Origin of the sequence: Micromonospora sp. NBRC 110009 (assembly GCF_030518795.1) — a bacterium.
Classification (GTDB): domain Bacteria; phylum Actinomycetota; class Actinomycetes; order Mycobacteriales; family Micromonosporaceae; genus Micromonospora.
Window position 1 is genome coordinate 2,178,380 of sequence record NZ_CP130427.1, and the last position, 21,838, is coordinate 2,200,217.

At 72.9% G+C, this 21,838-nt stretch carries 15 protein-coding genes; 5 read left to right on the forward strand and 10 right to left on the reverse strand.

The features are described from left to right. Positions 1 to 40: 40 nt before the first annotated feature. A complete protein-coding gene (locus Q2K19_RS10415; RefSeq protein WP_302769941.1) occupies positions 41 to 676 on the reverse strand; it encodes a TetR/AcrR family transcriptional regulator in 636 nt (211 codons plus the stop codon). A gap of 82 nt (positions 677 to 758) precedes the next feature. On the opposite strand from Q2K19_RS10415, the gene Q2K19_RS10420 reads away from it, so the two are divergent. Next, entirely contained in the window at positions 759 to 1,895 is a 1,137-nt protein-coding gene (locus tag Q2K19_RS10420; protein ID WP_302769943.1) for an epoxide hydrolase family protein, read from the forward strand. Between the two features lie 71 nt (positions 1,896 to 1,966). On the opposite strand, the gene Q2K19_RS10425 is transcribed toward Q2K19_RS10420, so the two are convergent. After that, positions 1,967 to 3,073, reverse strand: coding sequence for a WD40/YVTN/BNR-like repeat-containing protein (locus tag Q2K19_RS10425; RefSeq protein WP_302769945.1), 1,107 nt, complete (start codon positions 3,071 to 3,073; stop codon positions 1,967 to 1,969). A 31-nt stretch (positions 3,074 to 3,104) separates the two neighbouring features. On the opposite strand from Q2K19_RS10425, the gene Q2K19_RS10430 reads away from it, so the two are divergent. The 3 genes from Q2K19_RS10430 (at position 3,105) to Q2K19_RS10440 (ending at position 5,419) form a co-directional block, all read left to right on the forward strand. Beyond that, positions 3,105 to 3,605: a cation:proton antiporter regulatory subunit gene (locus tag Q2K19_RS10430; RefSeq protein ID WP_302769947.1), complete on the forward strand. Its 501-nt coding sequence runs from the start codon at positions 3,105 to 3,107 to the stop codon at positions 3,603 to 3,605. 5 nt (positions 3,606 to 3,610) lie between these two features. Continuing rightward, positions 3,611 to 4,819: a cation:proton antiporter gene (locus tag Q2K19_RS10435; RefSeq protein WP_302769949.1), complete on the forward strand. Its 1,209-nt coding sequence runs from the start codon at positions 3,611 to 3,613 to the stop codon at positions 4,817 to 4,819. A gap of 171 nt (positions 4,820 to 4,990) precedes the next feature. After that, positions 4,991 to 5,419 carry a hypothetical protein gene (locus Q2K19_RS10440; RefSeq protein ID WP_302769951.1) on the forward strand — a complete coding sequence of 143 codons (429 nt, stop codon included), beginning with the start codon at positions 4,991 to 4,993 and terminating at the stop codon, positions 5,417 to 5,419. A gap of 61 nt (positions 5,420 to 5,480) precedes the next feature. Here the strand turns inward: Q2K19_RS10440 and Q2K19_RS10445 are convergent, their stop codons facing one another. The 4 genes from Q2K19_RS10445 to Q2K19_RS10460 all read right to left on the reverse strand — a co-directional run bounded on the left by Q2K19_RS10445 (position 5,481) and on the right by Q2K19_RS10460 (position 16,667). After that, positions 5,481 to 11,858 (reverse strand): PKD domain-containing protein, encoded by a 6,378-nt coding sequence (locus Q2K19_RS10445; RefSeq protein WP_302769954.1) that lies wholly within the window; start codon positions 11,856 to 11,858, stop codon positions 5,481 to 5,483. Positions 11,859 to 11,953: 95 nt separating this feature from the next. Next, positions 11,954 to 15,148, reverse strand: a complete 3,195-nt coding sequence (locus Q2K19_RS10450) for an ATP-binding protein (RefSeq protein WP_302769956.1) — start codon at positions 15,146 to 15,148, stop codon at positions 11,954 to 11,956. Positions 15,149 to 15,374: 226 nt separating this feature from the next. Next, on the reverse strand, positions 15,375 to 15,584 hold the full coding sequence (locus Q2K19_RS10455) for a hypothetical protein (protein WP_302769959.1): 210 nt from the start codon (positions 15,582 to 15,584) through the stop codon (positions 15,375 to 15,377). A 159-nt stretch (positions 15,585 to 15,743) separates the two neighbouring features. Then, positions 15,744 to 16,667, reverse strand: coding sequence for a ketopantoate reductase family protein (locus Q2K19_RS10460; protein WP_302769961.1), 924 nt, complete (start codon positions 16,665 to 16,667; stop codon positions 15,744 to 15,746). Between the two features lie 65 nt (positions 16,668 to 16,732). On the opposite strand from Q2K19_RS10460, the gene Q2K19_RS10465 reads away from it, so the two are divergent. Beyond that, positions 16,733 to 17,317: a CGNR zinc finger domain-containing protein gene (locus Q2K19_RS10465; protein ID WP_302769962.1), complete on the forward strand. Its 585-nt coding sequence runs from the start codon at positions 16,733 to 16,735 to the stop codon at positions 17,315 to 17,317. A 112-nt stretch (positions 17,318 to 17,429) separates the two neighbouring features. Here Q2K19_RS10465 and Q2K19_RS10470 read toward each other — a convergent pair whose 3' ends face one another. The 4 genes from Q2K19_RS10470 to dnaK all read right to left on the reverse strand — a co-directional run bounded on the left by Q2K19_RS10470 (position 17,430) and on the right by dnaK (position 21,831). Then, positions 17,430 to 17,870, reverse strand: coding sequence for a heat shock protein transcriptional repressor HspR (locus tag Q2K19_RS10470; RefSeq protein ID WP_302769964.1), 441 nt, complete (start codon positions 17,868 to 17,870; stop codon positions 17,430 to 17,432). A 31-nt stretch (positions 17,871 to 17,901) separates the two neighbouring features. After that, entirely contained in the window at positions 17,902 to 19,080 is a 1,179-nt protein-coding gene (dnaJ, locus tag Q2K19_RS10475) for a molecular chaperone DnaJ (protein ID WP_302769966.1), read from the reverse strand. Between the two features lie 79 nt (positions 19,081 to 19,159). Continuing rightward, entirely contained in the window at positions 19,160 to 19,915 is a 756-nt protein-coding gene (gene grpE, locus Q2K19_RS10480; RefSeq protein WP_302769967.1) for a nucleotide exchange factor GrpE, read from the reverse strand. A 47-nt stretch (positions 19,916 to 19,962) separates the two neighbouring features. Further along, on the reverse strand, positions 19,963 to 21,831 hold the full coding sequence (gene dnaK / locus Q2K19_RS10485; protein ID WP_302769968.1) for a molecular chaperone DnaK: 1,869 nt from the start codon (positions 21,829 to 21,831) through the stop codon (positions 19,963 to 19,965). Between the last annotated feature and the right edge of the window lie 7 nt (positions 21,832 to 21,838).

A 21,838-nucleotide genomic window follows, 5' to 3' on the forward strand; every position in this document is an offset into this window, starting at 1 on the left:
GTTGAGTCTATTCCGCTCAACTCCAACGGTGTGACCTGGCTCACTCCGAGCGCTGCCAGCGCCAGTCGAACTCGCCGGGGGCCGGCGGCGGCCCGGGCAGCGGCGGCTCCGGCTGAGCGAGGCCGGCCAGCAGGAGCGCCAGGTGGCGGCGGCGCAACTGCCGGGTGCGCTCCGGATCGGGCACGCGGATCGCGGCACACCCCTCCAGCAGCAGGCCGACGTCCTGCACCACCAGGTCGGCGCGGAGCCGGCCGCCGGCCCTGGCCCGTTCGACCAGTTCGGTGGTGAGCTGGCCGGACCGCACCGCGTCCCGCCCCATCTCCTCGGTCGGCGTGAAGGTGCCGGCCAGGTGGACGGTCAGCGAGTGCACGTCGGCGTCAACGATCCGCTCCAGGAAGCCGGTGAAGGCCCGCCAGCCGTCCGGCTCGGCGGCTGCCGCCTCGGCCTCGGCGACGTACCGGCGCAGACCGTCGTGGCAGAGCCGGCGCAGCAGGTCCTCCTTTCCGGCGTATCGGCGGTAGAGGGCGCTGATGCCCACCCCGGCGCGTTCGGCGACCGCGGCGATGGGCGCCTTCGGATCGTCGAGGAAGACGGCGCGGGCGGCTTCGAGGATCAGCTCGTCGTTCCGCGCGGCCTGGGCGCGGCGCCCGGCGAGCGGCGCGGGGGAACTTGGCATGACACCAGATTAGCAGTGGAACGGATCGTTCCGCTCTGTTATGTTGAAGCGGAACGGAGCATTCCGTTCTGAAGGAGGAGCCGTGTCGAACACCGCCATCCGCCCGTTCCGCGTCGAGATCCCGCAGGCCCAGCTGGACGACCTGGCCGACCGGCTGCGCCGGACCAACTGGCCGGGCGAGCTGCCGGGCGCCGACGGGGCGTACGGCATGACCACCGACCGGGTCCGCGGCCTGGTGACCTACTGGCTGGAGAAGTTCGACTGGCGGGCGGTGCAGGCCCGCCTCAACGAACACCCGCAGTTCGTCACGGAGATCGACGGCGAGCAGATCCACTTCCTGCACGTCCGGTCCGCCCGGCCGGACGCCACCCCGCTGGTGCTCACCCACGGCTGGCCCGGCTCGGTGGTCGAGTACCTCGACGTGATCGCCCCGCTGACCGCGCCCGCCGACCCGGACGCACCGGCGTTCCACCTCGTCATCCCGTCACTGCCCGGCTTCGGCTTCTCCGGCCCGACCCGCAGCGCCGGCTGGAACCGCTACCGCACCGCCCGGGCCTGGGCGGAGCTGATGGCCCGCCTCGGGTACGACCGCTACGGCGCGGTCGGCAACGACGGCGGCTCGATGGTGTCGCCCGAGGTCGGCCGGATCGACCCCGAGCACGTGCTCGGCGTCCACGTCACCCAGCTCTTCTCGTTCCCGTCCGGCGACCCGGCCGAGTTCGAGGGGCTGTCCGCGGCCGACCAGGCCGCGCTCACGCACCTCCAGTGGTTCTACGAGAACAAGTTCTCCTTCAACCAGGTGCAGAGCCAGCAGCCGCAGACGCTGGCGTTCGCGCTCGCCGACTCGCCGGCCGGCCTGCTCGCCTGGAACGCCCAGCTCTTCGACGAGAGCCTGGACCCGGAATTCATCCTGGCCAACGTGGCGATCTACTGGTTCACCGGCACCGCCGCCTCCGCCATGCGGTTCTACTGGGAGGACGCGCACACCACCGAGCACCCGACCGGGCCGACGACCACGCCGACCGGGCTGGCCATGTTCCCCGGCGACTTCCAGTCGATCCGCCGCTTCGCCGAACGGGACCACGCCAACATCGTGCGGTGGACGGCGTACGAGGCCGAGGTCGACGGGCGGGGCGACGTCGGCGGCCACTACGCCGCGCACGAGGCCACCGACGCGCTGGTCGGCGACATCCGGGAGTTCTTCGCCGGACTGCGCTGACCCGAGCGTCGGTGGCGGGCCCGGTCGGGCGAGGACGTCCGACGGGGCCCGCCGCGCAGCGCAGTCGGCCGTCACTCCGCGGCCAGCACCAGCCTGATCCAGCTCCGGTTCCCCACCGGGCCGACCGCCAGCACGATCTCGTCGGGGGCGCGGGCCAGCAGGGTGCCGTCAGAGAGCAAACGCAGGTGGTGCTCGGGGCCGACCGGCCAGGCCACCGGCTCATACCGGCCGTCGGCCACGATGCCCACCCCGTCCGGGCCGGTCACCGCCACCCGGCCGGCGCCGACCGGCACCGCCGACCGCACCCGGTCCGGGTGGCCATCCGCCCGGACCGGCTCCCACCGGCCCCGGTACCGCCAGAGCGCCGGAAAACCCGTCCGGTCGGGCCGCTCCCCGACCAGCCACGGCTCGGCGTCCGGGGCCCGCACCGGGCGGAGCACGCCCACCGCGCCGTTCGGGGCGGGCACCGCCGTCCGCTCCCAGCTCCGTCCCCCGTCGGCCGAGACCGCGGCGTACGGGCGACCACCGTCGTCCGCACCGGCCGCCACCAGCAGGTCACCGGCCTCCGCCACGGCCTGCACCCGGGGCAGGCCGGGCTGCACTGGCAGCGGGCGCAGGCGGCGGCCGTCCCACCGGGCCACCCGGCCCGCACCGTCGTCGGTCACCTGGAACCGGCCGTCCGGCCCGGTCAGCCCCGGTGGCGGCGCCACCCCCGGGTAGTGGGTGAAGGTGGCACCCCCGTCGGTCGAGGCGTACCAGCCGAACGGCTCGGCGCCCAGCACCAGCAGCCCGTTCGGGGCGTAGAGCTGCTGGTTCTCGGCGACCGGGTGGGGGTGCGGCAGCGCCCGCCAGGACCGCCCGCCGTCCCGGCTGGCGAAGAGCAGCGCCGGGCAGTCCCGCCCCGGCGGCCGGCCCTCGCAGGTGGCGAAGAGGGCGTACGCCCGCTCGGCGTCGACGAACTCGACGTGCGGCAGGTCGTACTTCTCGGAGACGGCGACCCGGACGTGGCGTACCTCGTCGACGTCGGCGACCGGCGGCGGTGCCGGCGTGCTGGCGACCGGCCGGGCCGACGCGGACGCCCGGTTCGGCGGCGGCCGGCGAACGTCCCCGATGGAGCAGGCCGAGAGCAGAGGCAGGAGCAGCAGGAAGATCGCTTTGTGACTCGTTCGCCGGTCCATCACCCCTCCAGCGCAGGGTAGCCTCACCGGGGTGCGAGTACGTGTCGAACAGACTGCCCTACCGGGGATCGGCGTACGTCACGATCTGGTGACGGAATCCGGCCGCCGCCTGGGTGTGGTCTCCCACCGCAATGGCCGCCGCGACCTGGTCCTCTACGACCCGGACGATCCCGACTCCTGCCAGGCGGACATACCGCTGACCGACGACGAGGCCGAGGCGCTCGCCGACCTCCTCGGCGCGTCGCTGATGCTCGGCCAGCTCTCCGGGCTGCGCGAGCAGGCCGCCGGGCTGCTCACCGAGCAGATCGCCATCCCGGCCGGCTCCAGGTACGTCAACCGGCGGCTGGGTGACACCCAGGCACGGACCCGCACCAGCGCCTCCATCGTGGCGGTGCTGCGTCAGGGCGAGGTGATCGTCTCGCCCGATCCCACCTTCCGGTTCGAGGCCGGTGACGTGGTGGTCGTGGTCGGTACCCGCCAGGGGCTCGACGGGGTGACCGCGATCCTCGCCGAGACCGACTCGGACGACTGAGGCGCATGCACGAAACCACGACACTGCTCGTCGAGGTCGGCGCGCTGCTGCTCCTGCTCGGCCTGCTCGGCCGGCTCAGCCGCCGGTTCGGCGTCTCGCCCATCCCCCTCTACCTGCTCGCCGGGCTCGCCTTCGGCCACGGCGGCCTGCTGCCGCTGAACGCCAGCGAGGAGTTCTTCGCCGTCGGCGCGGAGATCGGCGTCATCCTGCTGCTGGTCATGCTCGGCCTGGAATACAGCGCCAACGAGCTGGTCGGCAACCTCCGCTCGGCCGCCCCGGCCGGCCTGATCGACGCGGTGCTCAACGCGCTGCCTGGCTTCGCCTTCGCGCTGCTGCTCGGCTGGGGCTGGGTGGCCGCCGTGGTGCTCGCCGGCGTCACCTGGGTCTCCTCGTCCGGCGTGATCGCCAAGGTGCTCGGCGACCTCGGCCGGGTCGGTAACCGGGAGACCCCGGTGATCCTCTCCGTGCTGGTGATCGAGGACCTGGCGATGGCCCTCTACCTGCCGCTGGTCACCGCGCTGCTCGCCGGGGTCGGCCTGGTCAAGGGCGGCATCGCGCTCGCGGTCGCGGTGCTCACCGTGGTCCTCGTGCTGGCCGTCGCGATCCGGTACGGCCACCTGATCTCCGCCGCGCTCTCCGCGAAGGACCCGGAGGCGCTGCTGCTCGGGGTGCTCGGGCTGACCCTGCTGGTCGCCGGGGTCGCGGCCAAGCTCCAGGTCTCCGCCGCGGTCGGGGCGTTCCTGGTCGGCATCGCCCTGTCCGGGCCGGTGGCGCACCACGCCACCGAGCTGTTGTCCCCGCTGCGGGACCTCTTCGCCGCGGTCTTCTTCGTGTTCTTCGGGCTGGTCACCGACCCGCTGGACATGCCGCCGGTGCTGCTGCCGGCGCTGCTGCTGGCCGTGGTGACCATGGGGACGAAGCTGGCCACTGGCTGGCTGGCCGCCCGGCGAGCCGGGATCGCCGAGCCCGGTCGCTGGCGGGCCGGCTTCGCGCTCACCCCGCGCGGCGAGTTCTCCATCGTCATCGCCGGGCTCGCCGTGGCCGCCGCGTACCCGGTCGAACCGAAGCTGGCCGCGCTCGCCACCGCGTACGTGCTGATCACCGTGGTGACCGGACCGATGCTGGCCCGGCTGCCCGACCTGCCCTGGTTCAAGCGCTGGCTGCGCCGGCGCAGCGCCCCCCGGCCCCCCGTCCCGGTGCGGGTGGGCGACTGACCACCCAGCGGGCCGGGTCGACCGTACGGTCGACCCGGCCCGCCCAACGGTTGTCTAATTGGTTCCGCGAAGGTCTACCGCTGGCCTTCGCAACCGCGTTACCGTGTCGCCCCAGCAGCCAGGGTTCGCGGGAGGCCGGTGCCCTCGCGAGCGGAAGCGGAAGGTTGGCCGGTGAGCGTGCAGGAAGAGACGTTCCGCGGCTTTGCCAATCCCGTCGACCCGTCGGCGGCCGAGCTGCGGGCGTGGGCGTACCAGCCGGACTCGGTGCCGCTGACCTCGATGCCGCCGGACTGGGATCTGCTGGTCGCCGGTGACCACCTGGTGCAGACCCTCTTCGAGCTGGCCATGGACCCGGCCTGCCCGGCCCGCCGGTTCGCCCTGCACTGCCTCTACATCTACGCCGCCGACGGCATCCGGACGAACTTCCGGGCCCACCCGAAGCGCCGCTTCCGCAAGCTGGTCGAGCAGGCCGAGCGGGCCGGCGACGAGCTGATGCGCAACTGGGCGCACAACGGCCGGGTGCTGCTCGCCCGACCGGACCTCTTCGTCTACCGCGACTGGTGCGAAGGCGGCCTGGTCCGCGAGAACCGCCGCCTCTAGTACGTGACGATGTGGCGGGGCGCACCCCCCCGGTGCGCCCCGCCAGTCATCGAGCACCCCGCTACGGGTGCACCACCAGGTTCCCGCCGTCGATCGCGGTGGTCGGCTCCGCGGTCAGCGGGTCGCCGGGCTGGGTGTCGTACCCGACCGTGCCGGTCGCGACCTCCCACACCTTCATCCGTACCCGGTCGGGGCCGCCGACCACGTCGCCGTCGATCACGCTCACCAGGAACGCATAGCCGCTGCGCCCGCCGAGCGTTCCGGTGCCCTGGTACGCGGCCCGGCCCGGTCCGACGGTCAGCCACTGGTAGCTGGTGCTGTGCAGGTCCAGCCCGGCGGCCCGCACCGACAGCTGGGTCTCCCCGCTCGGCGTGGTCGCGCCCTTCTCGTACCGGGCGACGAAGCCGAGGGAGGCCTTCTCCCCGCCCAGCGTCAGGCGGACGCCACCGGTGACGAAGCCGCCGTCCGGGTCGTACACGACGACGTAGGCGTCGGCATCCCCCACCGTGACCGCGCTCCCGCTACCGCCATCGTCGTCGGTCACGGTGAGCTGTAGCGGATACACGCCAGGCGCGGTGAAGGTCCGGGTGGCCTCCACCGTCCCGGAACCGTCGCGCTCGACGACCGCGCCCGGCACCGCCACACCGTCCACGACCCACTGCGCCGTATGGGTGTCCTTCCGGCCGGCGTCGGTGAACGACCCGGCCATCCGCACCTCCGTGCCGACCGGCACGACCAGGCCCGACGTGGGCGCGTCGATGCCCACCCGCGGCGCGGCGTTGAGCACGACGACCCGCACGGTCGCGCTGTCCGTACCACCGCGCCCGTCGTCCGCGCGCAACGTGACGGCGTGCTCACCGTCCTCGACGTAGGTGTGGTCGAGGACGAACCGCCCGTCCTGCACCGGTACCGGCCGGACCTCCGTACCGTCGCCGTAGTCCACGGTCACCGTGACGGCGTCGCCGTCCGGGTCGATGACCGAGCCCGGCATCGACAGCCGCTCACCCTCGGCCGGCGTCGCGGCCGGGGGCATCCACTCCAGGTGGGGAGCCTCGTTGCCTGCCCGGACGGTCACCGTGAAGGTCGCCGTTCCGACGCCGCCGTCGTCGTCCCGAGCGGTCACCGTGACCGGGTACGTGCCGGCCGCGGCGTAGCCGTGTGAGAGGGCGAAGGTACGGCCACCACCGAGCGGCAGCGGTTGTGCGCCGGTGCCGTCGCCGTAGTCCACCGTCGCGGTGACGCTGTCCACCGGGCTCGGGTCGGTGACCGAGCCGGCCCGGGTCAGGGTGCCTCCCGGCTCCAGGGTCACGTCAGGCCCGGCCGAAACCGTCGGCGCGACGTTCTGCACGGTGAACGGCGCGGGAGCGAAGCCCACCTCGCCCTTGCTGTCCGTCACGATCACCGCCGCCGTGTCCGAGAGGTTGTCGGTGTACGTCCAGCTCGCCGTGACCGTCCCGCTGCCACTGCTCTCCACCACCTTGGCGGGGACCGGTCCGGGCATCGGCTGGCGGGGCCAGACCACCTGGGCGGTGTGGGTGTCGGTGGTGTCCGCATCGGTGAACGGCACCGTGAGGACGACCTCGGAGCCCTCCGGCACGGTCACCGGCGCCGGCGTCGTCACGACCGGGCGGGCGTTGGCCGCGATCCCGTTGCCGTCGACCGCCACGGTCAGCGTGGCCACGTCGGTGGTGATCTTCACGGTGCCGGTTCGCGTCCCCAGGGCGGTCGGCGTGAACGTCACCTGCACCGGGCACGACGCTCCAGGCGCCAGGGAGGCCGGGCAGCTGGCCGCCGCGGCGAAGTCGCCGGTCGCCGACACCCCGGTCACCCGCAGCGGCACGGTGAGCCGGTTGGTCAGCGTCACCGCGGACGGGTAGCTGGTCGAGCCCACCCGCTGGTCCCAGAACTTCAGCGCCGTCTTGTCGAGCAGCTGGACCACGCTGGTCGTGGCCGTCGCGACGTCGTTGTCCCGCCGCAGGTCCGGCACCGGGCGGGACCAGGCCTGAGCCTTCGCGGTCAGCGTGCTGCCCGGCTCGGAGGTGACCGTCCCGCGCACCGTGACCTGCACCGACTCGCCCTTGGCGAGTTCCGGCAGGACCACCGAACGCAGGGTCGCGTCGGCGTCACAGGACTCCCCGGTGCTCACCGTGCAGCCAGTGATCGAGACCCCGTCGGGCAGAAGCGTCTCCAGGTGCACGGCGGTGGCGGTGTTCGGGCCGGCGTTGGTCACCGTGGTCGTCCAGGTGACCGGGGCGCCCGGAGCCGTGGTGGCCGCCGAGACGGTCTGCTTGACGTCGAGGTCGGCGGTCGCCGTCACCGGGGTCAGCAGCAGGGCCCGAGCCACCCGCAGCACCGTCTTCGGGTCACCGGGCTTGCGGGTGGTCACCGATCCGTTCACCAGGATCTGTCCGCGCTCGTTGACATCGACGGCCGAGGTCAGGCCCACGCAGGGCGAGCTGTAGACCTCCTCGCCCGAGCCCTGGCAGGCGCCACCGGCCAGGCTGGCCAGCTCATACTTGACGCCGTCCTGCCAGAGCACCGCCCGGCCGGTCGAGTCCCACGACAGGGTCTGCCCGGTGCCGACCACCAGCCCGGACTCGTTCACCGCGTACGCGATGCCGCGTCCGAGGTCCGTGGTCTTTCCGTCCCGGGAGACGAAGGCGTTCTTCTGGTCGAAGACCTCCAGGGTGCAGAACTCCCCGACCACCGTGCCGTCGTCGGCGATGTCGTGCGCCCGGCTGCCGTTGGCCCCGCCGCAGGTTTCCGGGACAGCGACGGGGCTGACCTCGCCGTCGGCCCAGGCCGCTGCCCGCCAGCCGTCGGGCACGTACTCGTGCCCGACCACCGCACCGGAGCCGTTGATGCCGGCGCGGGTGGGCGCGGACTCGAAGTAGAGGTCCTGGGTGGCGTCCGTACGCTCACCCGACGCGTTCCAGCGGACCGCCCACCAGCGGTAGTCCCAGTCCGGGTCCTGCTCCATCGAGTGTCCGACGATCTCGCCGTCGTCGTTGATGCCGTACGCGCTGGCGAAGCCGCCGCCGACCGCGTCGGGCATGCTGGGCAGGGCGGTCATCCTGCCGTCCGCCCAGCGGAAGGCGTGCCAGCCGTCCTTGTGATCGCTGCCGTGGTTGACCTCCTCACTGGTCCCCACCACGACACCCGCGTTGTTGATGTCACCGGCGAAGCTGACGCACTGCCCGTCCTCGCCGTCGCTCGTGGTGCACGGCAGGGTGCCGAGGTTGCGCATCGTCCCGTCCTCCCACAGGAAGGCGCGGGCGGTCTTGCTGCCGTCCCGGCGGACCACGATCGTCCGGCCGACGACCTGGCCCTTGTCGTTGAGCGCGACGCCCTCGACCGTGTCCTGCGGGTCCGAGGAGAGGCTGCCCAGGTCGGTGATGGCGTAGGTCAGGAACTTCGCCACCACCACGTGGTCCCGATCCATCTTCAGCTTCAGGTCCGGGGTCGTGCCCGCGGGCTTGCCGTCCACGGTCCAGCCCTGGAGCAGGAAGCCGGGCTTCGGCGTGGCGTGCAGGGTCACCTCCGTGCCCGCCGGGTACTCGTCCTGCTGCGGGTCCACGGTCACCTGGCCACCGGGCCCGGCCTCCGCCGACAGCGTGTAGGAACCGGTGTCGACCGGCTTCACCTCGACGGCGGTACGACCCACCCGGGTGCCCTGGTCGGACCTGGCCAGCACCACGATCGAGTGCGGCCCGGCGGCCAGCACGGTCCGTGAGGCGTACCCGCCGTCACCGGCCGCGCCGTCGTCGTGGGTGCCGTCGTCGTAGAGGGTCAGCTCGGCGCGGTCGCCGCGCTCACCGAGCACCACCGCGTTGACGTCCGCCCCCGGCACGGCCTTGCCGTCGTTGTCGAGCCGGGCGGACACCCGTACGGTGCCGTCCGGGGCGACCTGCGCCGCCGTCACCTCGACGGTGAGCGGGTTGCCGGCGATCCAGGCGCTCAGCGGCACCCGCACCTCGCCGCTGCCCGTGTTCCGCAGCCGGAGCGTCCAGCGACCGGCGGCGGGATCGTCGACGACGAGCCCGCGGAAGGGCTGGTCGGCGTCGGCCGCGGCCGGAGAGCTGCCACGCTCGGCCCCGGACGGGTCGAGCAGGGTGAGACCGACGGTCGGCGGGGCCATGGTCACCACACCGGCCTGCTCCCCGGCCGGCACGTCCAGCGGTACGTCCACGGTCGCGCCGGGCGCGACGGTCGGCGACGCGGCCCCGATGCCCTGCGGCGCCACGATGGGTGCCTGCTCGTCGCCCGCGGCGAGGGTGGTGGCGCCGTTCCGCCGCGGGTCGGTGGCGAGCCGGGGCAGCACGTACGTGTCGAAGTCCGACTGCGTCTCGGTCATCTCCGTGTGCATGGTGTCGCTCTCGGGCACGTCGTCGTAGACGTAGCGGGCGCTGGCCCGAGGAACGACGATGTCGCCGGTTCCGGCGTAGTAGCAGGGCACGATCTGCCCGACGCCGACCATGTTGGAGAAGGTCACCCCGCGCCGGTCCACGATGTTCGGGTTGAACGACAGCGCGTCGTACGCGGTGCTGAGCTGCTGGGTTGCCGGCATCAGCGGCGCCTGCTGCCCGAACATGGCGGCGTCGTCCAGGATCAGGTCGGCGCAGGGCGAGCCCATGTTGGGGGTACCCATCATGATCAGCCGGTTGACCACCGGCCCGGAGTCCGTCGGCTCCGGCATCAGCTCCTGCACGTACCAGCGGGAGATCAGCCCACCCATCGAGTGCGCGACGATGTCGACGTGCCAGGCGTCGGTGCGGTTCCGGACGCCCTCGATGTACAGCGCCTCCTGCTGCGCGTTCTCGGAGATGGTGTTCGTACGCTCGAACGGCTTGTCCAGCGAACCGGTGTCGAGGACACCCTCGGACTGCCCGTCGCCGACCGCCCAGCCCTTCAGCAAGGGGTGACCGGAGCTGAGAATCGGCTGGTACTTGCCCCAGGACGAGGCGGCGTTGCTCTTGTAGCCGTGGACCAGGATCACCGGCCTCGGCTTCACCAGCAGCGACACCTCCTTGGCGTCGCGGACCCGCTCGGAGGTGCGCAGCCGAACGATCAACCGGCGCGGATCGGGGTGGGCGGTGCCGTCCCTGTTCCACGCCAGGCCCACGGTGTCCCAGCGGAACTGGCGGGCCAGGCTCTCCCCGGGGTCGAGGACCTCCAGCCGCTTGCCGTTCTCCACCACCTCGCCGGTCTCGGCGTCGACGAGTTCGATGCTGGTGATGCTGGCCAGCTCGCTGCGGTTGGTGACCCGTACGGTCACCCGGACGGTGTTGCCGTCGGTGGTGCCGTTCTTGGTGGCGTCCACCCACGTCCCGGTCGGGTACTCCTGGTGTTCGACGCGGACGCTGTCGAGCACCGGCCCTTCGCCGAGGGTCATGAGGAACGCGTGCTGGTCGAAGTCGCCGTTGCGGCGGCCGTAGCCGCTGATCTGCCCGGCGTCGTTGATGCCGGTGGCCGCCACCAACTCCCAGTCGCTCCCGTCGGGCAGCAGGGTGTTGAGGTCGGTGACCGCACCGTCCTGGAACAGCGCCGCGTGGTCGAACTGGGAATTCAGGATCCGGATCGATCCGACTCCGGCACCGGCTTCGTTGATCGCGGCGACCTCACCTCCGTAGCTGGTCCGGTAGAGGACCGGGCTGCCGTCGGCCTGCCAGATGACCGGCTGGTGTCCGCCGCTGCCAGGTTCGCCACCCCAGCCGGCGACCTGCCCGGCGTTGTTGACGTCGAAGGCCTGCGAGCGCCCGCCGAGCGGGGAACCGAGGCCGTCCTTCGCGGAGATGGGCTCGCCGGGCTTCGTACGGAAGGCGCGGGGGGACAGCACGTCCGGCGCCGGGTCGGTGTCGGAGACGCCGACGACCACGCCGGCGTCGTTGACGCCGTCGGCGTGGGTCTGCCCGCCGCCGAGGCTGCCCAGGCGCAGGACCTTGCCCTGCGGGTCCCGGACCCAGTCCCCGCCGGCGACGAAGCCGGTGTTGCTGATCGCCTCGGCGCTCTGCAGGTCGAGGCTGGTCATGGCGCCGTCGTGGTAGAGGAACGAGCCCGCCGCGGTGCCGGAGTTGGTCCAGTAGCCGACCGCGTCGCCGGCGTCGTTGACGTCCCTGGTGGTGCTGCCGCCGGCGTCCGGCATGAGCGGGTGCAGGTCGACCGGGGGCTTGCCGGCCTGGAGCAGCAGAGCGCTGGTGTGTGACTCGACCCCCTCGATCCAGCGCCCGGCGGCGACGACGCCGCCGTCGTTCAACTCTCCGACGCCGGTGCTCACGCCGGTGAGTCGGCCCATGACGCCGAGGTCGACGACGGTGACGGTGGGGGTGGTCGTGGCCGCGGCCGCCGGTGGCGGCGAGGTCACCGACCCGAGCAGGGGCGCGACCACCACGCCGGCAAGCAGCGCGGCGAGGCGTCGGCGGGCGGACAGGGCGATGGGCATACGGATCTCCGGGCATGGTGAGGCAACCTCCGCACCCTGTCAGCCGGCGCTTGCGGGAGACTTGCGCGGCGCTAGCGCCCGGCCATCGCCGCCGCTCAGGCGGGTCGGTCCACCGAGTACAGCGGACGGGGGCCGCGCAGCCGGTCGACGAAGAGCGCCGCGCCCTGCTGCTGGCCGACTTCCAGCCCCCGCCGGATCGCGAGGGCCGCGGCTTCGTGGTCGCCCAGTCGGTCGAGCGTCCGCGCCCGCAGTCGGTACAGCTCGACCAGGAAGAACTCCTCGCCGTTGCGGTCGGACGCCTCGATGCCCCGGTCGATCGCGGCCAGGGCTTCCGCCGGGCGGCCGGCGAGCAGTTCGAGCTCGCCGAGAATCCCGAGCAGCAGGTGGCTGAACATCGCCCCGGCCCCGGCGAACACCTCGACCGCCGTCCTGACCTCGGCAATTCCGGCGGGGTCGCCGCCGCGTACGCGGCCCCAGCCGAGCGGGCCGAGGGAGAACGCCTCGAGCTGCGCGAAGCCGTGCTCCCGGCAGATCGCGAGACCTTCGGCCGCCGCGCTGAACGCTCCCGCGGCGTCGTCGAGCCACAGCCGCCGCCAGGACTCCAGCACCTGCAGGTACGCCTTCGTGTACGGGTCGCCCAGCTCGTCACCACGGCGGCGCGCCGCGGCGGCCGCCTGCCCCGACTCCTCGCGCCGGCCGAGCATCGCCAGCACGATGGAGAGCCAACCCCGGCTGGTCGCGGCCGGATGCTGGAGGAAGATGTCCAGCCGTACCGCCTCGGCATGCCGGTCGGCGAGCGGCACGCACGCCTCCAGCTCGGCCCGGGCCTCGGCGAGCCGGCCCTGATGCCAGCGGACCTGTCCACGGGCGTGCAAGGCGGCGATGCGCAGCATGGCGTCGTCGCGCTCCACGGCTGCCCCGTCCAACTGATCCACGGCCAGATCGGCGTCCTCGATCCGCCCGCTCACCAGCGCGGTGCCCCAGATACCCCAGAGCGCCGAGAGCAGGTCGTCCACCGAGCCCGCCGCGCGGGAGAGCGCCAGGGCGAGGCGCCGCTGCTCGGCGACGGCCGGGGCGTCGTAGCCCAGCGCGAGGGTGAGCAGCGAGCCGAGGGCGGTGCGGGCCTGCAACTCCAGCTCCCGGCCCGGTTGGCCGGGTACGAGCACGACCCGGTCGAGCGCGGCCCGCAGATGCCGCTCGGCCTCGTCGAAGGCCCACCGGCCGCGGGCATGCTCGGCGGCGAGGAGCGTGTGCCGCACGCAGCGCGCCGGGTCGGTGCCACTCGCGGCCAGGTGGTGGGCCAGCACGGCCGCGTGCTCCGCCAGGCTGTCCGGGTACCGGGCCTCGACCGCGGCGGCGGCCCGGTCGTGCAGCCGGGCCCGGCGGGCCCGGGGCACCTCGGCGAGCAGCGTCTCCTGGACCAACGCGTGCGCGAAGCGGAAGCGCGGGACCGCGGCCGGCTCCTCGCTGAGCAGACCGGAGCGCAGTGCCCGGTCGACGGCCGCGTCGATGGTGGGCGCGGGCACGCCGGAGACCGCCTCCAGCAGCGGCAGGTCGAAGACCCGGCCGGCCACCGCGGCCGCCTCCAGCACCGCCCGGTCCGCGGGCGCGACCCGGCGCAACCGCCGGGCCACCGCCTCGCGGACCCCCTCGGGTACGACGCCGTCGTCGAGGACCGCGTCCGGACCGCCGAGGCGGACCACCTGGGTGATGAAGAAGGGATTGCCGTCGGTACGCGCGGCCACCGCGCTCGCCACCTCCGGTGACACCGTTCGACCCGTCGCCTCGGCGATGTAGGTCCGCACCTCGTCGACACCGAGGCCGCGCAGCGTGACCCGGTGGGCACCGACCCGGGCCAGCCCGGCCAGCAGGTGCCCGCTCGGGTCGTCGGTGACGTCGTTGGGCAGGCGCACCGTGGCCACGATGGCGACGGGGACGTCGCGCAGGTGGGCGGCGACCAGCTCGAGCAGGTGCAACGACTCCTGGTCGGCCCAGTGCAGGTCCTCGAGCACGACGAGCAGCGGCCGGCGGCGGCCGGCCGAGGCGAGCAGCGCGACGACGGCGTCGACCAGCTGGGCGCGAGCCTGTGCCGGGCTGGTCGCGTCGGGGGCCGCCCCACGATCCCCCAGGTCCGGCAGGAGGAGCGCCGCGGGGGCGGCGCGCCCGGAGAGCAGCTCCCGTCCCTCCGGGCCGTCGCCGACGACGTCGCGCAGCGCCTGGGTCCACGGCCAGAGGTCAGGCGCGCCCTCGTGCTCCCAACAGCGACCCCAGACCACGAGGGCACCCGCAGCGGTGGCGTGTACGGCCGCCTCTTCGGCCAACCGGGTCTTGCCGATGCCCGCCTCGCCGGTCAGCGTGACCACGGTCGTGGCCCCGGCCCAGGCGGTGGCGAGCGCGGCGTCGAGCCGGGCGAGTTCGTCGTCGCGTCCCACGACGGGAGGCCGGCTGGGCGCGACCGGTTGCGGGGCGGGGGCCGGCGCTGCGGCAGCGGTCCGGACGGGAGCGACCGGCAGGTCGAGCGCCGGGTCCTGGCGCAGCACCCGCTCGTACAGCTGCTGCAGCTCCCGCCCCGGGTCGACACCGAGCTCGTCAGCGAGCAGCCGCCGGCCCTCGACGTAGACCGCGAGCGCATCGGCCTGCCGGCCACTGCGATAGAGCGCGAGCATGAGCGCGCCGCGCAGCCGCTCGCGCAGCGGGGCCTGACCCACGGCGGCGAGCAGCTCGTCGGCGAGGTACCTGTGCCGGCCGAGCGCGAGGTCGAGTTCGGCGGCGAGCTCGCGGGCGGACCAGCGCCCCTCGTCCAGCCGCACCGCCTCGGCCCGCACTGCCGGCACGGGAATGTCGGCGTAGGCCGGACCGCGCCACAGGGCGAGCCCCTCGTCGAGGACCCGACGGGCGTCGGTGAACCGGCCGGCGTCGCGCAAGTCGTGGGCGCCGCGGACCGCCCGTTCGAAGCGGCTGACGTCGAAGGCCTCCTCGGCGAGGGCCAGCAGGTAGCCGGCCGGCCGGGTGGCGAGGACCTCGGCGGCCGGGACGCCCGCCTGGTCGAGCAGCCGGCGCAGGCGGGAGACGTACGCCTGCAAGCTGCCGCGCGCGCTCGCCACCGGCTTGTCGGACCACAGCCGGTCGACGAGGGTCTCGGCGGGCACCACCCGGTTGAGGTCGAGCAGCAGGGCGGCGAGCAGCGTACGCAGCTGAGCGGCCGCGAGATCGACCGGTATTGCTCCGACGCGCACCTCGACCGGTCCGAGCCCGCGGATTTCGAGCGCGCCGACGCGGTGCTCAACCACGCCGTCCACCACACCTTCCCCGCCGGTCGCGTGCCGTCCGGCGCCCCCCGCGGCATGCTGCCAGAGTGGACCCGGCAGGCGGCTCGACCATTCGGGCTGCTAACCGGGGGATCCGGACCATGGGATCCAGCGGGTCGGTCAGAAGGATAAGTACGGCAGCCGCCGTCCGTCGGACGGCGAACGGGCCGGGACCCCCCGTGGGTCCCGGCCCGCACGTCGCGGATCGTCAGCGTTCCGATCCGCCCTGTCTCCGGCGTCTCGTCTCGGCGCGCCCCTGGTCGATGCCGTGATCGACCTGGTCGGCGAAGCGCCCTTCCTTGATCTTGTCAGTGAAGCGACCCTCGGTCACCCGGTCGAATCGCTCGCGGACGTTCTCGGCCACCTTCTCCAGCCGTTCCTCCGCCTGTTGCGCCACCTTCTTCGCCGATTCCGTCATGGCTCCCCCTGCCAGTTCGGAGTCCGGATTGAGTTGGTTGGGCCTGGTTCAGACGTTAGCGGATCGCCTCCGTCCGGCACCCCGGTTTCCCCGAAACCCACCGGGCGGCCCAGGGCGACAGACCTGGGCCAACCGGCGGCTGAGCCTGGAGACAGCACACTATCCGCAGGCGAGGCGCCGTTCGTGCACGCGCAGAGCCACCGTCGTGGCGTCCAGCAGCGGAGTGGGTACGCCGAACGCACGGGCCCGCGCCGTGAGGTCGCCGAAGATCTGCTCGGCCTCGGTCGGCTGCCCGGCGACCAGGTCACGGTAGAGCGAGGCGGTGTCGGCCGAGTTGGGCCGGGTCACGAAGGCCTGGACATTGTCGAGGGCCTGCTTCGGCACCGGATGCCCGGCTGCTGCGGCGACGGCCGCTGCCTCGGCTGCGATCTGCGGGCCGAGGCGAGAGCCTTCGGGGACTGCGAGGGCGTCGCCCACCGAACCGCGTACCAGGGTGTTGAGGGCGCCGAGCGTGCTGATGAAGACCCACTTGTGCCACATGGCTCTGTTGATGTCCGGCGAGACGGAGAAGTCGAAGCCCGCGCCGGACAGCACCGCAGCGATCTGCTCGACGCGCTGCGACGGGCCGCCCTGCTGTTCGCCGATGACGATCTCGGCCAGGGTGCCCAGCCGGACAATGTCACCCTCGGCGTCGAGCGTGGTGAGGACGCGGACCACGCCGCCGAGCACGGCGTCCACGTCGAACCGCTCGTTCAGCGTGTCCATGTGCGCCATCCCGTTCAAGAACGGGATCACCGTGGTACGCGGGCCGACCGCGGCGGCGACGTCGTCGATCGCCGCCGGCAGCGCGGTGGCCTTCACCGAGACGAGCACGACGTCGTAATGCCCATCGATCTCGGCGGCGGTAAGCAGCCGTGGCGTGAGCACGGTCTCGGTTCCCAGGCCGGTGATTCGCAGCCCGCGCTCGCGGAGCACGTCGGCGCGTTTGGGCCGGACGAGGAAGGTGACGTCCCGGCCGGCCTGCTGGAGCTGGGCGCCGAAGTAGCCTCCGGTCGCGCCCGCCCCGACGACAAGAATTCTCATGCGCCGAGACGTTACTGGCCGAGCAGGTAACACAACAGCACCTGTGGGGTGATCTGGGTTACCGCTTGAACCGGTATCATCGAGTGGTGTTTCAGGATGAGGCGGCCTTCCGGTTCGTCGGCGGCCGGGTTTCGGTCGACTTCACCGCGACCCACGGCCTACGGTGGCGCGATCCCAGCGTCGAACGCATCCCTGCCCCGGCCGATCTCGCGCGCTGGTTCGTCGAGGCGGGCCTGATCGACATCCCCGTGCCGGTTTCCGCCTCGGCCCTCCGCAGCGCCCGTGAGCTGCGCGAAGCCCTCTATCGGCTGATGCGCGGCCGGGTCCTCGAGGAACCGCTGGACCGGCGAGCCATCGATCTGGTGAACCGCTGGGCGGCCAAGGCGCCACCCGCGATCCGGCTCACGGCGGACGGTTCGGCGAAACACCTCGTGGCACCCACCGCCGACGGGCTGCTGGCGTTCGTGGCGCGCGACGGCGTCGACCTGCTCGGCGGCTCCCACGCCAACCGCCTGCGCGAATGCTCCAGCGACACGTGCACGCTGATCTACCTGGACACCTCGCGGGCGGGCAGCCGCCGTTGGTGCTCCATGGAGGTCTGCGGCAGCCGCGACAAGATGGCCCGCTACCGCCGGCGCGCCGCCGACTGACCCACGTCGGCGTCGTGGACATGCAGCCGGTCAGGGGGAGCGAAACGCGGAAGGCCGGCGCGGCCCGGAAGGGCACACGCCGGCCTGCGTCAGTGGGCGGCGGAGTAGGGGATCAGCGGTCGGGGGTGCGGCGGGGGCGCCAGACGACGAGCGCGGTGGAGGTGCGGTTGGTGGGGACCAGGTCACCGCGGGTGAAGCCGCCCAGCGACTCCAGCTCGGCGATCCGGCGGTACGCGGCGTCCAGCTCCGCCTCCAGCCGGGCCACCCGCCGCTGGGCCTCCTCGAGCAGCCGCTCCAACCCGATGATCCGCTTGACCCCGGCCAGGTTGATCCCGTCGTCCTGGCTGAGGCGCTGCACCTCGCGGAGCAGCACCACGTCCCGGACGCTGTACCGGCGACCACCGCCGGCGGCCCGGCCGGCCTGCACCAGACCCAGCCGGTCGTACTGGCGCAGGGTCTGCGGGTGCATCCCCGCCATCCGCGCCGCGACCGAGATCATCAGCACCTTGGCCTCGTAGGCAGGGTCACCCGAGCCGACGAACTCCTGCGACATCCCCGCTCACCTCCGCTGCCTGCTCACCCGATCAACCGAACCGACGCACCCGCGCGTCGAGATGTTCCCGCGCCGCGGGTGGGGTCTGCTCCGCGAACGCCTCCAGCGCCGCCCGCGCCTCGTCCGACACCTTCGCCGGAACCACCACATCGAGGGTGACCAGCAGGTCACCGGCGCGGCCGTCCTTGCGTACGACGCCCTTGCCCCGGGCCCGCAGCACCCGACCGCTCGGAGTACCCGGTGGCACCCGGAGGGTCACCGTGCCGTCCAGGGTCGGCACCCGCAGGTCCGTGCCGAGTACCGCCTCGGCGAAGGTGATCGGCACGGTCAGGGTCAGGTCGTCCCCGCTGCGCCCGAACAGCTCGTCCGGGCGCACCTTCACCTGGACGAACAGATCGCCCGCGGGACCGCCCCGCTCACCGGGCTCGCCCCGGCCGGCCAGCCGGATGCGCTGGCCGTCGGCCACCCCGGCGGGGAAGCGGACGTTCAGCGTCCGGGTCTTGGTCACCCCGCCGGTGCCGTGGCACTCGGGGCACTTCTCCTCGACGATGGTGCCCACACCCTGGCAGTTGCGGCAGGGCTCGGAGAAGCTGAACGACCCCTGGTTGCGGGTGGTCACCCCGGCGCCGTGGCAGACCGGGCAGGCCACCGGCTGGGTGCCCGGCTTCGCCCCGTTGCCGTGGCAGGTGTCGCAGACCCCGGGGGCGCGCAGCGTCAGCGGCAACGTGACGCCACGTACGGCGTCCTCGAAGTCGAGCGCCACCTCGGCCTCGACGTCCCGGCCCCGGGCGGGGCCGCGCGGACGGGCCGCGCCGCCGGCGCCACCGCCGGTGAAGATCGAGCCGAACAGATCGCCCAGCCCGCCGCCGAACCGACCCTCGCCGCCGGCCGCCCCGCCGAACAGATCGGAGACGTCGAACGGCATGCCGCCCGGCTGGCCCGCACCCCGCGCGTTGCGGCGGAACGCGCCCGAACCGAAGAGCGAACGCATCTCGTCGTACTCGCGGCGCTTCTTCTCGTCGCCGAGCACCGCGTACGCCTCGGAGACGGCCTTGAACCGCTCCTCGGCCCTGGGGTCACCGGGGTTGTGGTCCGGGTGCGACTCCCGCGCCAACTTCCGGTACGACTTCTTGATCTCGTCCGCGGAGGCGGACTTCTCCACGCCCAGCGCGGCGTAGTAGTCCTTCTCGATCCAGTCCTTGGAACTCACCGGTCCACCCCCTTCCACGGGACGTACCCCGGGCGCCCCGCCCGCCCGGTGCGGGCGGGCGGGACGTCACGGGTCGGCACTACTCCGGGTCGGCGACCGCGACCAGAGCGGGCCGCAGCAGCCGTTCGCCGAGCTGATAGCCCCGGCGCATAACCTGTACGCAGGTCGGTTCGGTCACGTCGGCGGAGGTCTGGTGGGCCACCGCCTCGTGCCGGGTCGGGTCGAACGGGTCGCCCTGCTCGCCGAACGCGGTCAGGCCGAACTTGCCCAGCGCGGTGGTGAGCTGCTCGGCCACCGAGCCGAACGGCCCCACCAGGTCGCCGTGCTCGCGGGCCCGGTCCAGGTCGTCGAGGATCGGCAGCAGCGCGGTCAGCACGCCGCCGGTCGCCTGCTCCTGGACCAGGTTGCGGTCCCGGTCGACCCGCTTGCGGTAGTTGGCGTACTCCGCCGACACGCGCTGCAGGTCGCGGGTCCGCTCGTCCAACTCGGCCCGGAGCGACGCCTGCTCGGCGTCGAGCGACGCGGCCGCGACCGCCGGCTCCCCCGGCTCGGCCGGGGCGTCGACCACTGGCGGGCCCGAGACCTGGGCCTCGTCCTCCGCCACGATCTCGTCGACCACGACCTCGGCCTCCTCGACCAGCCCCTCGGCGGGCACGTCGGCCGCGGCGTCCGCGGCCGACGTGTCGGTCACCGGCTGCTCGGTGGACTTGCCGATCTTGCGCTTGTCACGGATGACGACCCGCGGCTCGTCGCCGGCGCCCTGCCCGGCGGCCGCGGAGCCACCCGGCGCCGACCCGGTGGAACCCGAGCGGGCGGCTCGTGGCTTCTCCGTCATGCGGCTACCTCATCCCTCTGCTGTGAGAACGTGTCCGGGACGCAAGGTCACTTCTTGTCCTCGTCCACGATCTCCGCGTCGACCACGTCGTCGGCGCCGCCGGCCTGCGCGCCACCGGTCGCACCCGCGCCCGGCCCGGCCGCCCCCGGCCCGGCCGCCCCCGGCGCACCCTGCTCGCCCTGCTGCTGCGAGTAGAGCAGCGAACCGGCCTGCTGGGAGACCTGGGCCAGCCGCTCGTGGGCCGCCTTGATCTTGTCGATGTCCTGGCCGCCGAGCGCGCTGCGCAGCTCGCCGAGGGCCTCGTTGAGCTGGTCCCGGTTCTCGCTGGGCAGCTTGTCGCCGCTCTCGGCGAGGAACTTCTCGGTCTGCCACTGGAGTGCCTCGGCCACGTTGCGGGTCTCCGCCTCGTCGCGGCGCCGCTTGTCCTCGTCGGCGTGCTCCTCGGCGTCCCGGCGCATCCGCTCGATGTCGTCCTTCGGCAGCGAGGAGCCGCCGGTGATCGTCATCTTCTGTTCCTTGCCGGTGCCCAGGTCCTTGGCGTGCACGTTGACGATGCCGTTGGCGTCGATGTCGAAGGTGACCTCGATCTGCGGCACGCCGCGCGGCGCCGGCGGGAGGCCGGTCAGCTCGAAGGTGCCGAGCTTCTTGTTGTAGGCCGCGATCTCCCGCTCGCCCTGGAACACCTGGATCAGCACCGACGGCTGGTTGTCGTCGGCCGTGGTGAAGACCTCGGAACGCTTGGTCGGGATGGTGGTGTTGCGCTCGATGAGCTTGGTGAAGATCCCGCCCTTGGTCTCGATGCCCAGGCTCAGCGGGGTCACGTCGAGCAGCAGGACGTCCTTGACCTCACCCTTGAGCACACCGGCCTGCAGGGCGGCGCCGACGGCGACGACCTCGTCCGGGTTCACGCCCTTGTTCGGGTCGCGGCCCGTGAGCTGCTTGACCAGGTCGGTCACGGCCGGCATCCGGGTCGAGCCGCCGACCAGGATGACGTGGTCGACGTCGGAGATCTTGATCCCGGCATCCTTCACGGCCTGCTCGAACGGGCCCTTGCAGCGGTCCAGCAGGTCCTGCGTCATGCGCTGGAACTCGGCGCGGCTCAGGGTCACGTCGAGGTGCAGCGGGCCGGCCGAACCGGCGGTGATGTACGGCAGGTTGATGTTGCTGGTGGTGGCGGCGGACAGCTCGATCTTGGCCTTCTCGGCCGCCTCCTTGAGCCGCTGCATGGCCATCTTGTCCTGGGACAGGTCGATGCCGTGCTCGCCGCGGAAGGTCTTCACCAGGTGGTCGATGATCCGCTGGTCCCAGTCGTCACCACCGAGGTGGTTGTCACCGCTGGTGGACTTGACCTCGATGACGCCCTCGGCCAGCTCCAGCAGCGAGACGTCGAAGGTGCCGCCACCCAGGTCGAAGACCAGGACGGTCTGCTCCTTGGAGCCCTTGTCGAGGCCGTACGCCAGGGCGGCCGCGGTCGGCTCGTTGACGATCCGCAGCACGTTGAAGCCGGCGATCTCACCGGCCTCCTTGGTGGCCTGGCGCTGGCCGTCGTTGAAGTAGGCGGGGACGGTGATCACCGCGTCGGTGATCTGCTCGCCCAGGTAGGCCTCGGCGTCCCGCTTGAGCTTCATCAGCGTGCGGGCCGAGATCTCCTGCGGGGTGTACTTCTTGCCGTCGATGTCGACGGTCCAGTTGGTGCCGATCTCCCGCTTGACCGAGCGGATGGTCCGGTCGGGGTTGGTCACCGCTTGGCGCTTCGCGACCTCACCGACGAGCACCTCGCCGTTGCGGGCGAACGCGACGATCGAGGGGGTCGTCCGCGAGCCCTCAGCGTTGGCGATGACCGTGGGCTCACCGCCCTCGAGAACGCTGACGCAGGAGTTCGTCGTGCCGAGGTCGATGCCGACCGCACGTGCCATGTTCGCT